At 38.4% G+C, this 13,769-nt stretch carries 14 protein-coding genes; 6 read left to right on the top strand and 8 right to left on the bottom strand.

What is annotated here, in order from left to right:
* The first annotated feature begins 1 nt into the window (after position 1).
* Genes ACR2MV_RS01510 through ACR2MV_RS01495 form a run of 4 tightly spaced genes read left to right on the top strand, consistent with a single transcriptional unit; the run spans position 2 to position 3,792 of the window.
* Positions 2–553: a gluconate 2-dehydrogenase subunit 3 family protein gene (locus tag ACR2MV_RS01510; protein WP_434020106.1), complete on the top strand. Its 552-nt coding sequence runs from the start codon at positions 2–4 to the stop codon at positions 551–553.
* 11 nt (positions 554–564) lie between these two features.
* The gene (locus tag ACR2MV_RS01505) at positions 565–2,247 is read left to right on the top strand and encodes a GMC oxidoreductase (protein ID WP_434020105.1); all 1,683 of its coding nucleotides are present in this window, start codon (positions 565–567) and stop codon (positions 2,245–2,247) included.
* Positions 2,248–2,304: 57 nt separating this feature from the next.
* On the top strand, positions 2,305–3,099 hold the full coding sequence (locus ACR2MV_RS01500; RefSeq protein WP_434020104.1) for a hypothetical protein: 795 nt from the start codon (positions 2,305–2,307) through the stop codon (positions 3,097–3,099).
* Between the two features lie 45 nt (positions 3,100–3,144).
* Positions 3,145–3,792: a DinB family protein gene (locus ACR2MV_RS01495; protein WP_434020103.1), complete on the top strand. Its 648-nt coding sequence runs from the start codon at positions 3,145–3,147 to the stop codon at positions 3,790–3,792.
* On the opposite strand, the gene ACR2MV_RS01490 is transcribed toward ACR2MV_RS01495, so the two are convergent.
* Genes ACR2MV_RS01490 through ACR2MV_RS01455 form a run of 8 tightly spaced genes read right to left on the bottom strand, consistent with a single transcriptional unit; the run spans position 3,789 to position 12,032 of the window.
* Positions 3,789–4,688 carry a diacylglycerol/lipid kinase family protein gene (locus ACR2MV_RS01490; RefSeq protein ID WP_434020102.1) on the bottom strand — a complete coding sequence of 300 codons (900 nt, stop codon included), beginning with the start codon at positions 4,686–4,688 and terminating at the stop codon, positions 3,789–3,791. The genes ACR2MV_RS01495 and ACR2MV_RS01490 overlap by 4 nt on opposite strands.
* Positions 4,685–5,587, bottom strand: a complete 903-nt coding sequence (locus ACR2MV_RS01485) for a phosphatidate phosphatase App1 family protein (protein WP_434020101.1) — start codon at positions 5,585–5,587, stop codon at positions 4,685–4,687. The genes ACR2MV_RS01490 and ACR2MV_RS01485 overlap by 4 nt, the downstream gene beginning before the upstream one ends.
* Positions 5,588–5,590: 3 nt before the next feature.
* Positions 5,591–6,952 carry a BatD family protein gene (locus ACR2MV_RS01480; protein ID WP_434020100.1) on the bottom strand — a complete coding sequence of 454 codons (1,362 nt, stop codon included), beginning with the start codon at positions 6,950–6,952 and terminating at the stop codon, positions 5,591–5,593.
* Complete coding sequence (locus ACR2MV_RS01475) at positions 6,946–8,667, bottom strand: VWA domain-containing protein (RefSeq protein WP_434020099.1); 1,722 nt, start codon at positions 8,665–8,667, stop codon at positions 6,946–6,948. Before ACR2MV_RS01475 ends, ACR2MV_RS01480 begins: the two co-directional genes overlap by 7 nt.
* Positions 8,660–9,652 carry a VWA domain-containing protein gene (locus tag ACR2MV_RS01470; protein WP_434020098.1) on the bottom strand — a complete coding sequence of 331 codons (993 nt, stop codon included), beginning with the start codon at positions 9,650–9,652 and terminating at the stop codon, positions 8,660–8,662. Before ACR2MV_RS01470 ends, ACR2MV_RS01475 begins: the two co-directional genes overlap by 8 nt.
* Complete coding sequence (locus tag ACR2MV_RS01465; protein WP_434020097.1) at positions 9,645–10,175, bottom strand: DUF4381 domain-containing protein; 531 nt, start codon at positions 10,173–10,175, stop codon at positions 9,645–9,647. Before ACR2MV_RS01465 ends, ACR2MV_RS01470 begins: the two co-directional genes overlap by 8 nt.
* Positions 10,175–11,104, bottom strand: a complete 930-nt coding sequence (locus ACR2MV_RS01460) for a DUF58 domain-containing protein (protein ID WP_434020096.1) — start codon at positions 11,102–11,104, stop codon at positions 10,175–10,177. The genes ACR2MV_RS01465 and ACR2MV_RS01460 overlap by 1 nt, the downstream gene beginning before the upstream one ends.
* Before the next feature lie 4 nt (positions 11,105–11,108).
* Complete coding sequence (locus ACR2MV_RS01455; protein ID WP_434020095.1) at positions 11,109–12,032, bottom strand: AAA family ATPase; 924 nt, start codon at positions 12,030–12,032, stop codon at positions 11,109–11,111.
* Between the two features lie 228 nt (positions 12,033–12,260).
* Here ACR2MV_RS01455 and ACR2MV_RS01450 point away from each other — a divergent pair, with 228 nt between their 5' ends.
* Both ACR2MV_RS01450 and ACR2MV_RS01445 read left to right on the top strand, forming a co-directional pair.
* On the top strand, positions 12,261–12,455 hold the full coding sequence (locus tag ACR2MV_RS01450; protein ID WP_290288952.1) for a cold-shock protein: 195 nt from the start codon (positions 12,261–12,263) through the stop codon (positions 12,453–12,455).
* Between the two features lie 108 nt (positions 12,456–12,563).
* Positions 12,564–13,721: a glycoside hydrolase family 53 protein gene (locus ACR2MV_RS01445; protein WP_434020094.1), complete on the top strand. Its 1,158-nt coding sequence runs from the start codon at positions 12,564–12,566 to the stop codon at positions 13,719–13,721.
* Positions 13,722–13,769: the final 48 nt, after the last annotated feature.

Below are 13,769 nucleotides of genomic sequence, written 5' to 3'. Positions count from 1 at the left end.
TATGAATAGAAGAGAATTAGTAAAAAAATCATTTGTAGTCTCTATGGGGCTTTCACTTTCACCAGGCATTCTGTTATCATTGGAAAGTTGCGCTGAACAAAGACCCACTAGCGATGTTCCTGTTTATTTGGATCAAGAACAGTTTGATCATATCTGGCAGATTGCGGAATTAGTGTTGCCTAAAACTGATTCTCCGGGAGCGAATGATGCCAAAGTGACGCCGTTTATCGATCAGTTATTCGGATTGTTTTTTGAAGATGAAGAGAAGACAGCCTATATGGATGGATTGAATTCTTTTATGCTCGGCTGTCAGGATGTTATGGGTGCCTCTTTTTTAAAATTGGATAATAATAAACAAGTAGAGTATCTGGAAATAGCGGATGATGACACAGCTGAAAACAGCTTTTTTAAATCGATAAAATGGATCATACTTTGGGCCTATTTTACGTCAGAACCTGGCATGAAAAGCATGAATTATGTACCCGTTCCCGGGCGGTTCAACGGCTGTATTAAAATTGATGGAAATGAAAAAAACCTGGTAGGAAACCGATAATTTGTCTTGAAATGAAAGAAAATAGTTTTGATGTTATAGTAATAGGATCGGGCATGTCGGGAGGATGGGCTGCCAAAGAATTCACTGAAAAAGGTATGAAAACCTTGGTGTTGGAAAGAGGACGAATGGTTGAACATATAAAGGATTATCCTACAACAAATATGGCGCCATGGGAATTTCCATTCAGGAAGCAACTGAGTAAGGAAACCAAAGAGGAATATCCCATTCAGAAAAATGTATATGCTTTTAACGAGTCAACAAAGGATTTTTGGGCCAGCGACAAAAAGCACCCCTATACCTATCCTGAAGATAAACCATTCAGATGGTTGAAAGGATTTCAAACCGGTGGGAAAAGCCTGCTTTGGTATCGACAGTCTTACCGATTGAGTGAAGTTGATTTTGAAGCTCATAAACAGGACGGACATGGTATTGACTGGCCGTTGAACTACAAAGATATAGAACCATGGTATGAATATGTTGAAGATTATATTGGTATCAGCGGAAAAAATGAAGGTTTAAGACAACTGCCGGACAGTAAATTTTTACCTCCCATGCAAATGAACTGTGTAGAGGAGGACTTAAGAGATTCAATCAAGGAAAACTTCGATGGTCGCGTTATGACCATTGGCAGGACAGCCCATTTAACGGTTCGTCACAATGAAAGAGGTCCTTGTCAGTATAGAAATATGTGTGAAACAGGCTGTCCTTTTAGTGGCTATTTTAGTAGTGTAAGTGTTACCTTACCTGCTGCGAAGGCTACTGGAAATATGACATTTAAGCCTAATTCGGTGGTGCATTCTATTATTTATGATGCAGAGCGCGGAATAGCATCAGGTGTAAAGGTAATCGATGCAGAAACAAAAGAGATTACGGAATATTATGCGAGGGTTGTTTTTTTATGTGCCTCAACCTTACCAAGTACTCAGATCATGCTCAATAGCAAATCTGAACATTTTCCAAACGGTATCGCCAATTCAAGTGGTATGCTTGGGCATCATCTTATGGATCATTTTATGGTTGGATTTAGTGCTAGAGTAGAGGGGTTTGAAGATGGATATTACGATGGTCATCGACCCAATGGAATTTATATTCCCAGATACCAGAATTTAGATAGGAAAGAAGAAGAATTTGCCCGGGGATTTGGTTTTCAAGGAGGAGCGAGCAGGCAAGGCTGGTCGAGAGGTAAAAATCAGAAAGGCTTCGGAGCTGATTTTAAAGAGTCACTCTCAAAGCCGGGTCCATGGTATATTCATTTAGGAGGATATGGTGAGTGCTTACCCTATTTTGATAATATGGTTGAATTACATCCTGAATTAAAAGATGAATGGGGAATGCCTATTTTACATATCAGCTGTGAATTGAAAGAGAATGAGCATAAAATCATGAAGACAATGGTCAAACATGGAAAAGAAATGCTCGAACAGGCCGGTTATAAAGATGTGAATAATGAACCTACTGACACCTATGTTTTTGGAGAAGGTATCCATGAAATGGGCACTGCCCGCATGGGAAAAGACCCTAAAACATCGGTTTTAAATGAGTGGAATGCCTGTCATGATGTACCTAATTTATTTGTGACAGATGGTTCTTTTATGACCTCAGCTGGTTGTCAGAATCCATCACTAACCTATATGGCATTTACTGCCAGAGCAGCCAATTACGCTGTTGAACAAATGGAGAAAGGGATTTTATAAAAGAATTTAGAATATTTTTTTGCGTATATTTAGGAAACTAAACATTCAAATTCCCCCATGCGTTTTACATTGATTCTAATCGCTTTGCTTTTTTCCGGACCGATATTGTTCGGACAGGCTTCTGAAGAAGCCATGAAAAAAGCCAATAATCCATTGGCCGACATGACGGCTTTAAATTTTCATAATTATTATGTTCCGAAACTTACAGATGCCCCTGACGATGCCTATATGAACAATGCATGGATTCGATTTGCGAAGCCTTTTTCTGATGGGAAACTCTTATTAAGGATATCTGCTCCAATTAACACTATTGGTTTACCCGATGCTACGGGGACGGTTAATTCCACAAATGGTTTGGGGGATATCAATGCTTTTTTATCCTATAATTTTGTTTCAGAACCCACAAAAACAATGGGTATAGGTCCGTTGCTTGTGGCACCAACCGCAACAGAAACCGAATTGGGATCTGGTAAATGGCAAGGAGGATTCGCCTTTGTGGCTTTTATTGCGAATTCCCCAACGTTTCAGTTTGGAGGCCTTATTACCTGGCAAGCTTCGTTTGCAGGAGATAGTGATCGAGAAGACACAAGTTTGGCAGCTGTTCAACCTTTTTATTTTTGGCAACTCGGCAAAGGTGTGTATCTAAGAGGTGCGCCAATATGGGTGTTTGATTTAAAAAACAATACGTTTCAAGTACCTTTTGCCCTGGGTATCGGAAAGGTGGTGAAGGTGAATAATACTGTTTTTAATCTTTTTGTAGAGCCGCAATATGCATTGCTTCATAAAGGAACACAGCCACAGGTACAGATATTTACCGGTATCAATTTGCAGTTTATGAAACCTGCTGAATAATGGCGGTAGATTCGGCCCCTTTTTAAATTAAAATACGTATCGAATATGAAAACCAAATCCACAAAATCAAGACGAAATTTTTTAAAGAAAACAAGCCTCATAGGTACTGGGATAGGGATGTTGCCACTGATGAGCTATGCTAACAATCCAGCGGTATTACCTCCGGATAATATGTATTTAATAGGACCCAGAGAAGGATATTCACCCCAGGTTGGTACCCTGTTATCTACGATGACCATGATGCGTGCCTGGCTCGTTCGTTCTGTAAAAGATTTGAGCATAGAAGAACTGGATTTTCAAATTGATGATAAATCGAACTCAATAGGAGCCATGCTACTGCACCTGGCTGCAACCGAAAGGTATTATCAATTGAATACGTTTAACGATATGAAATGGGGTAGCTGGAGTGATGAGATCAAAAAGGAATGGGATGTTCCAATGAATTTGGGAGAGAAAGGAAGGCAAGAGATCCAAGGGAACAGTATTGACTATTATCTGAATAAGTTGGCTGAGGTCAGGGCTGAAACAGAAAAGGAGTTTGCCAAAAGAGATGATGAATGGGTCATGAAATCAGAACCATTTTTTGGGGACCTTCCTACCAATAATTACTGTAAATGGTTCCATGTTTGTGAGCATGAATCAAACCACCGAGGACAGATAAAATTCATCATGAAACGGATGCCTGCAGCTTAATTTTTATAGTACAGGTTTTCGGTTGTCGTTATAAATTTAACAGCGCCTTTTAACAATTCTATATCTAAACGATCGTATTTTTGAATTACTTCCCCATCCAGTTGAAGCAATCTTGGTTCTTCAAAGGTGATGACTGCTTTGTCTGTTTGAATCACGGAACTGGTTTGAGAATCGTGGAATTCTTCATGAAGTACTGCCAAGCCAGCGGCAAGTAGTGAGGATGTGTCTACTTTTTCAATGAGTACAATTTCGAAAAGACCATCCATGGGATTCCCAATGATATTTAAGGGCACTCCGGTCCCATATTTCCTGGCATTGCATATGGCTGTCATCAAAACCATGGATTTTTTGGACTCACCATTTGCCTCCACGGTTACGTTGAAATGTTTTAGGCGTGTCATTTCTTCTAAAAAATACTTCGCATATGTGATCATTCCCCTGTTTTTATCCTTTTCATAGGAGTCAACGATACTGGCATTAATACCAACATCTCCAATATGCAGTGTATAATGTTCTCCATTGATCAAAATCATATCCAGACCTCCTACAATATCTGATAGTATAATATCCTTTAAAGCCTCAATTGGTTTCAAATTAACATACAATTCAGTTGCCATTCCATTTGCAGATCCTAATGGGATAATTCCCATAGGATAATCAGTTCCCAATAATAAGGTAGCAACAAATAAAGTGGTGCCATCACCACCAACCGAGGCAATTTTATCAGGCTTGATCTTGTCAATGACTTTAAGAGCCTCTTCTTTGTCATTTTTTCCAGTCGTTTTAAAAACCGTATAAGATATTCCATATTTGTCGCAAAGCAATTTGGCTTCTTTTAAAAATGGTTCTTTGTTTACTCCTCCTGAAATTGGGTTAACGATAAAAAGAAGTTTCATAATTGTTGTTTTGTGGTTAGAATTTCGTCATGTTTATAATAGTATGCAGTTACTCCGGTCGCTTCAATTCGCTTCCATTGATCTAATTGCTTTTTCGATCGCTTTGTTTTTGTTTGTCGAATATACACTTTTTCAATCCTGTCTTTGTATACCTTGATAATGTCGTAATAGATATCCATGTCAGATTGGGTATCATCACCAATTAAAATGACTTTTTTATTGCTGGAATGATCTAAGATATTACATATATTATCAAATTTAAAACTTGCATTCTTTTTTTCAAAGAGCAGCTGTGATGCATTTAAAAATGGGGTGAGAAATAAAGGACCCAATGGTAATTCATTATGTAGAAGAAAACCAGAAATTAAATAGAATAAGTTATTCTCACTTTTTGAGACGTAAAAAAAATCGGCATTCTCTCCAAAACTTTCATATAACTGCTGGGTGTATGAAATCACCTGCCTTTTAGCGGCCGTTTTGAAAAGTGTGGTAATTAGTCTTTTTATTTTTGTCTTGGTAAAGGACCTCATGATCGTATCATCAATATCAGAAATGACCAAGGGACCAGATTGCTTCTGTTCAAAAACAACAGGGTACTCCTGATACTTTTGAATTTCATGATCCTTATCATCAAATAATTGAATTTTTGAAGTGTCATTTACTTCAGTGCTGATACTGAAGTCACCGTATTTATTCGTTTTACTATTGATTTTTTTGTTGTTGATCCTGATGATCACGTCTCTGTTAGCATAGGTCTTCTTAAAATAGCTTTCTGGAATTGAGGTTTTATTTTTGATGCTAAAACCTTTCTTTTCGATTCCTTTCATCGAAAGAATCACCCCAGAAATAAGTATGAATCTGGAGTTCTTAATCACCGATAAATGCCATAGTAGCGTCATTGTTTAAGAAAATGATGAAGGGTTTATCCAGTTCGGACTCGTATTCTGATCCGGACTGTTTCTTTGTTTCAAGTAGTTTTGACGCGCCTCTTTGATGTGATGAAGTTGATCGATCACTTTAAAATCGCCACTTTTTTCAATGTTATCCAGATCAGCTAGAAAATTTTTGCTGCCATAATTTCTGGCTAAATTATCTATTGTAGGTTCTGAAAGTTCTAAGTGATCTATCCATTCATAAAGAGCGGTCAGGCTTACGGCGTTGTTTTTATCTGATACTTTTGAAAGGAATAGCTTAAAAAAATAGGTTTCCGATATCAGATAGGCAGCTTTTTTTCTTCTCCATTGATTGAGCAGCCCTTTTTTGAACAAAAGCCATCGTAGGAATTTATAGATACTTAGGAGAAGAATCAAGGCTATAAAAAGGTAGGTCAAAAATTGTTTAAGAGACAGTCCAAAAATAGTTTGAGCAACTTTTTCACTGTCATTTTCCTGACTGCTTGTTTGTGCAATCTGAAGAGAGTCCCGAACAGATTCGAGCATACCAAGATCCGGATTTGGAAGTACATCAATTGTTCGTGCTGCCAAGGTCCTTTTAAAAAGCTTGTTTTGCCTTGGATTCCACCAGGTGATCGCAATTTCAGGAAGCGTGACCGGGCCTTCTTTTTCGAATAAATACCTGACACCTTCCGATCTGGAGGCGCTGATGGAAGTTTTAGTCTTTTCACTTTTTATTTCCGCACGTGTAGGGTATAAGCTGATATTTTCAATACTGTCCCAGTGTATAGGTGGAATCAATTCAGAAACTGTTCGATAGGCGTTTCGATAGATACGCCTTTGAATCACATCCCCTACTTTTACGTTGTTTAAGTCACCTTGCCATGATTCCTGCACCGTTACTCCTGTTGAAACCAACCATTGGTCACTTTTATAATTGTTAGGGACAGGTTTTACAGTTATTTTTCTGGGGTTTGTTTTAATGGTCCTCCGAACCCCCTTACTATCTCCTTCATTTGGAGTTTCTACATTGAGTTCTAAAGAAGGAAACTCAAGGTCCTGATTGTCGTAAGGAAAAACATTATAAATGGCCACTACGCCCGAATAATTTTTCCCATTTACTCTCTTACTGCTGGCCACAGATCTGAAATAGACAGAAAAGGCACCATTTACTTTTATATTTCCAAAGTTAACACCCTTTGTAAACCAGGTTGAGGTATAAATACCAATGCTCACTTCAACAGGTTCACCCACATATACCTTACTTCGATCAAACGTAACTTCACTATACAGATGACCCTGACCAAAACCATTGGCCGTAGATACCAATAAGAGTAAACAAATAATGATATTCCGGTGTATTTTTACCATGTTGTACTTTGCGGATTTGCCTTGATGTTTTTTTGTTTGACCTGATGCTTAAACTTTCTTTTCAAAAATAGAGAAGGGTCATCATCTACTTTACGCATTAAAACTTTTTGAGAGCTTTCGCTTTTTCCTGATTCAAAATCTGGAGGAACTTCTTCCATTTCTTTCCCAGTCCGAGTATCTGTTCCAACAGTTTCTTCTTTTCTTTCCTGTTGCATGTCTTCTTTTGTTGCTTCCTGTCCACCACCACCTAAATCTTCCTGATCCTTGTTTTGTATATTTTTAGCAGTTTGTTCTTTCGGAGCCTCCGTTGCTTCTTCAGCCTTGGCCGGACTAGTGCCTTCAAGAACTTGTTGAACTAATTCCTGATTATTTTTTGCTGCTTTAAAATCAGGATCAATTGCTGTAGCCTTACCAAATGCCATTGCCGCTGCTGCCAAATCCCCATTCTTATAATAGGCCAATCCCAAATTATAGGCCCCTTGGGCCGTTGTGTCTTGTTCAAATGCATGAATAGCTTTGGCATAATCACCAGCCTTATACCAAGCAACTCCCTGATGCATCGGATCGGAGAAAAGAGTACCTGCCTGTTCATACTCCTCTTTATCAAAATGCTTTTGAGCCTGATAGTCTTTGGTTTCCCAGAGATCGATAAATTTGGACTTTTCGCTGCAAGAACTCAATGTCATCATGATAAACAAGCTGTAAATGACCCATCCTTTTCTGAACCAAACTAAAACTATAAGCGCAAAAGGGATGATCAGCCAAAAACCATCATCTTTCCAATTGTCTTCTTTTTCTTCAGCATCCTCTTTAAATTCTAAACTATCGGATATGTTATTTGCAAGTAATTCAACATCACTTTTATCCAAGGTCAAGGGTGAAATAGTCACTTTTTCCAAGGAAGCCAGTTTTGTTAAGATGTCCTGATTTAAGGAGGATTTTATGTTTTCACCGTTCTTGTTTTTTAGGAATTGATTTTTTCTTTTACCAGGAATATTGGCACCTGCCAGGGTATTCATTGGCACAATCGTCATCTGATTATTTGTGTTGATCACAAAATTTTGAATCTGGACAAAAGAATCTTCAGAAAAATCATCAGATATTAATAAGACATTCCCTGGTGCGTTGGTGCTGCTTGTTAGGGTATCTGCAAGAATAAGGGCACTTTCTAAATTGCTGCCTGGGAACGGTATCACATTTGGAGATAAGGTCTTGATATGACTTTTGATGATGGTATAATCTCTTGTTAGCGGCACAATGGTATGTGAGCTACCAGCGAACCCTATCAAAGCAGTCAGTGCTCCAGGATTCGCATCCAGTAAATCTTCAATTTTAAATTTTGCCCTTTCCAATCTCGTCGGTTGAATATCTGTAGCCATCATACTTTGAGATAGATCTAACAAAATAACAAGGGGAGTTTCCAGTATTTTTTCAGGTTCCTGAATTTTTCGCCAACTGGGTCCGGCAAGTCCGATAATTGCAATTGAAATACAGGTAAAAAATGCCAAATGCATCCATTTCTTTCTATTTTCACTGCCTTTTTTAATCATGAACTGTCTTAAATGTGGAGCTATCACATCTTGCCACCTGACATTCTCACGGAGTCCTGTTAAAGCTATCATTATAACCAGCAGGGCAGGAGCTAAGAACCAAAGTAAATGGGGTCGGAGGAAATGAAAATCCTGCCAATTGATATGTAGCCAGGCGTCATCCATTGTTTCGATAATTGAATAATGAGTAAATCCCTCGGATGAGCGACAGCAGCAGGACCAGTGCTATTGCCATCCCTAAAGGATAATAATATAACAGCGTTGTCGGCTTAAATGTTTCCTCTTCGTATTCGATAGGTTCCAGACTATCTAGTTCATCATAAATTTCACCCAGCTGATCAGAATCAATCGCTCTGAAATAACGCGCATCAGTTACTTCTGAAATGGTTTTTAGCGTCTCTTCATCAAGATCAGAACCTCCGTTTTCCGGGTCGCCGATACCAATAGTATAAATATGGACACTGTCTTTTTTAGCTAAATCTGCGGCGTCAAGGGGTAGGATTTCAGTACCTGAATCAACTCCGTCAGTCAGAACAAGCATGACCTTTGTCTTAATCGTGTCCTGATCGAACATGTGGATCCCTTTAACAATTGCCTTGCCAATATTGGTCATCTGTCCGGCCATGCCCACATCAGCTTCGTCTAAAAGTTGTTCGACTGTTTTAAGATCGGAGGTGAAAGGGGCCTGAATATAAGCACTGGACCCAAAAAAGATCAAGCCCATTCTGTCACCGGTACGTTTTTCAATAAAATCATGCATGACATTTTTAACCGCCTCCCATCGAGTGGCACGTTTGCCATCAATCAGCCAATCTGAATTCGCCATACTAAAAGATATGTCGGCCACGATCAGGAAATTTCGGGAAGTTTTTATTTTAAGTTCAGGCTCTCCTACCAATCTTGGTGAAGAAAGGGCCATCAGCAACAGTACCCATATGATGAACATCAAAAAAGAAACGAACCTGTTTTTTTTGTTGATCATGGCGGCATTTCTGGGTTTTACGCCAGTGATCGATGTTGCTCGTTGCAGATTTGGTACCTGAAGTGATGCACTTTTGATTCTAAATGGAGGTGCCAGCCAATAGATGAATAAAGGTAAGAGGACCAGAAGGAAAACCCATGGATACGCTATTTCAAAATTATCAGGCATGTTTTTGTATCCAGTTTTTTGAGACTATATGAAAAGAGGCCAGATCGACTTCTGTTGCCTGAGCACCTTTATAAATAGAATTATTGATTGTCATTTCAAAAGGAGCGAATGAATTGCCTTTTATTTTTGAATCAAGAAACAGGAGCCATTCCTTACCGTATAAATTGGCAACAGCCTGTCTTCCATAAGTTTGTATGGCTACTATTTTTAATATGGCTAAAACGCCGCTAAGTTGCTGATGTTCGTTGGCTTCATTCAGTCCATTCTTTAACTGATTCAATTTTTTTAAAGCCTCCCTTCTGTAGGTGTTTGCCCTGTATTTTTTAATCTGTCGAACTGCAAAAAACAAAACAGAAACTAGCATGAAGGCTCCTAAAATATACCAGCCAGGAGTGTTAAAAGAAAACTTGACGGGGTCGGCTTCCATAATAGGACCAAGCTGCTTCATCTCCTCAGCAAGTTCCTGTGCCTGTACGTCTTGGTGCCCTTTTAAAAAATTAATGATATGTAAACGAACAAGCATCAAACCCTTTTAAACAACTGTTTTAATTGAACATCTGTTTCATTGATAGTGTCGACAGACAATACGGGTATACCGTGTTTCTTCATTTCTTCTTTGAACTTTTCAAATTGATCATCAAATTCAGTTTTAAAATCCTGTCTTATTTTTTGGTCGTGACCATCAATTGATAATTGCTTTCCCTGAGCCCCGGCAATAAATTTCTTGTCAGGAATATTCTGTTCCATAGGATCAAATACTTTGGCCAAGATCACATCGTTATGTTGGGAAATTCTTGTAATAAATTTGACAACTTCAGGTCTGTATCTGTGAAAGTCACTGATTAAAACGATCAAAAAATCATGAGTCACAATATTTTTAATCTTGTTCAGGGTTTCTGACAGAGCACTTTCAAATTCAACGGGTGTCGACTCTTTTAATTCTCTGTTTCTTGTTACAATTTTTTCAAGAAAACGCAGAATGTTCTTTCTGTCTCTTTTAGGGTAAATGATATCAATTCCATTATCGGCAAAAACGATACCGCCCACACGGTCGCCTTCTTTTAAAACCTTAAATGCAGCCAAGGCGGCGAGTTCTGCTGCAACAACAGATTTGGTTTTGTTTTTTGACCCGAAAAACATCGACTTTGATTGGTCAACTACAATTAAGGCCGGTTTTTCTTTTTCTTCACTGAAAACCCTTGAATGGGTTTTTTGGGTCCTCGCCGTTACTTTCCAGTCAATATTGCGTATATCATCTCCGGGTACATAGTTTCTAACTTCCTCAAAATCCAGTCCTCTTCCTCTTAGTTTGGAAGCATGTTTACCTCCAAGAATGCTTCTTACTTTTTGTTTACTGGCCAAAAAACTGAAACCTCGGGAAAGATGCTCCATTTTTAATAGTTCGTTGAGAGAAATAAAAATTTTCTTTGGATATTTATCGGAATCACTCATCTGCTTAGGCGATTACAGCTACTTGTTGTAAAATTTCATCAATTACCTGATCGGCCGTAATTCCATCTGCATTGGCTTCATAGCTCAATATCAACCTGTGTCGAAGGCAATCATGAACTACCGCTCGGATATTATCTGGGCTCACGAAATCTTTGCCATTCATCCAGGCATGTGTTCTGCAGGATCTGTCAATTGCAATACTACCTCTTGGGCTGGCGCCAAAATCGATCCAGCCATCAATTTTTTCACTGTATTTTTCTGGATAACGTGTGGCAGAAATAATATCAACAATGTATTTTTCCATATCCTCTGAGATATGAATCTTGTCTATTTCTTCTCTGGCTTCAAATATTATTTTTGGAGATAATTTGCTCTCATCTGCTGATTTCTTCGTTTGCTCTATTCTGTTGAGACGTAGTATTTTTAATTCTGATTCATCATCAGGATAGTCGATGTTTACATGCATTAGAAAGCGATCCATTTGCGCTTCCGGCAGGGGGTAGGTTCCTTCTTGCTCTACTGGGTTCTGAGTAGCCATTACCATAAATAGAGGATCCATTTTGTAGGTTTTTCCGGCAACTGAAACTTGTCGCTCTTCCATGGCTTCTAAAAGCGCCGATTGCACTTTTGCGGGAGATCTGTTAATTTCATCAGCAAGAATAAGGTTGCTGAATATGGGGCCTTTCTGAAATATAAATTTTTCCTTGGACTCGGGTTGATATATTTCCGTTCCTGTAATGTCTGATGGCAAAAGATCCGGTGTAAACTGAATTCTGCTCAAACCGCAATCCAGTTCCTTTGCGAGGGACTTAATTGCCCTGGTCTTGGCCAAACCGGGAAGACCTTCCAGTAGCATATTTCCATTGGCCAAAAGCACAAGTATGAGTCTTTCAATTAAATTGCTTTGTCCAATAATTGAAAGTGACATTCTTTTTTTTAAATGTAAAATTGATTCATGTGGGGTCATAAATAACGACTTTGTTAGAAAAATAATGATTGTTGATTAACTAGATTTAAAGATACGGAAATCACCAGCGAAATTGAATTGATTTTTTAGCCATCTATATAATTTTAAGAAAAAAAATAAAAAACTCTTAAAAAAAGCTATTTGACATTAAATATAGTATCTTTGCATCAAATTTATAAATTATTTACAATGAATACAGGTAGAGTAAAATTCTTCAATGACGCTAAAGGATTCGGTTTCATAAGCGAGGAAGGAACAGGTAAAGAACATTTTGTACACGTTTCAGGACTTGTAGACGAAATTCGTGAAAATGACGAAGTAGAGTTTGAACTAGAACAAGGTAAAAAAGGATTAAATGCAGTTAACGTAAGAGTTATCTCATAATACAACAACTTTTTGAACTTTAAAGGCCCGTCTAGTTGACGGGCCTTTTTTTATGCGTTATAGTTTGTATCTAATTTTGGTTTGTCTTAATTTGTACCTTCTTTAAGTATGAAAAAGGAACGAATGTTATTTTATCCGCTGTTTTTTATCTTTTTTGGAATTTCCTGCATGAGCGATGATGTGGAGATGAATTCAGGAGATGATAAGGAGCCTCCTATGATTGAAATTCCTGAGAAGGATCCACTTTTTTATTATGGTGCTGATTTGTCTTATGTAAATGAAATGCTCGCTTGCGGAGCCAGCTATAAAAATGCAGATAACATTTCTAAAGATCCGTATACAATCTTCAGTGAAGCTGGGAGTAATTTAGTTCGTGTGCGATTATGGCATGATCCGGACTGGACTGAATATTCGAATCTTGCAGATGTCAAGAAAACAATTCTCAGGGCAAAAGAAGAAGGCATGCAGGTGTTGTTGGATTTTCACTATTCTGACACCTGGACCGATCCTTCTAAACAAAAAATTCCCGCAGCCTGGGAAGCCTATGTGAATGATCAGGAGAAGCTGGGCTCATTGCTTTATGAGTATACCTATGATACCTTACTTGAACTTGAAAATGAGGATCTTTTACCTCATATCGTGCAGGTGGGAAATGAAATAAACCCCATGATACTTCAAGGAGAAGAATTGGTTTGGCCAATCGATTGGCAAAGGAATTCGTTTTTATTGAATAAAGGAATCAAGGCAGTTAGAGATATTTCAAAAGAACTGGATCAAGAAATTGGGATCATGTTGCATATCGCTCAGCCAGAGAATGCTTTGTGGTGGTTTAAAGAAGCCACAGCAAATGATGTAACAGATTTTGATTGGATAGGACTGTCTTATTATCCGAATTGGTCAAGCTATGACCTGGAAAATGTAGGAGATCCAATGAAAGTCTTAATTGAAACCTATAAAAAACGTTTGATGATCGTTGAAACAGCCTATCCGTTTACGATGGATAATGCTGATGGAGCGAATAATATATTGGGGCAAGAAGCATTAGTTGAAGGCTTTTCAGCCAGCCAACAAGGACAATTGGATTATCTGAACCGGCTTAAAGAAATAATTGTGGAAGCAGGTGGAGAGGGATTGGTTTATTGGGAGCCGGCATGGGTATCTACAGGTTGCAAAACCTTGTGGGGACGGGGCTCGCATTGGGACAATGCCACATTGTTTGACCATCAGAACAGAGCCACCTTAGGAATGGATTTTTTCAAACATTGAATTCATGAAATAGCTGTATATTAACCTTATAAAATACAGCTTATGAGA

It is taken from the genome of Lutimonas sp., assembly GCF_051011215.1.
Taxonomy (GTDB): domain Bacteria; phylum Bacteroidota; class Bacteroidia; order Flavobacteriales; family Flavobacteriaceae; genus Lutimonas.
This window is presented reverse-complemented; position numbering and strand designations above follow the sequence as displayed.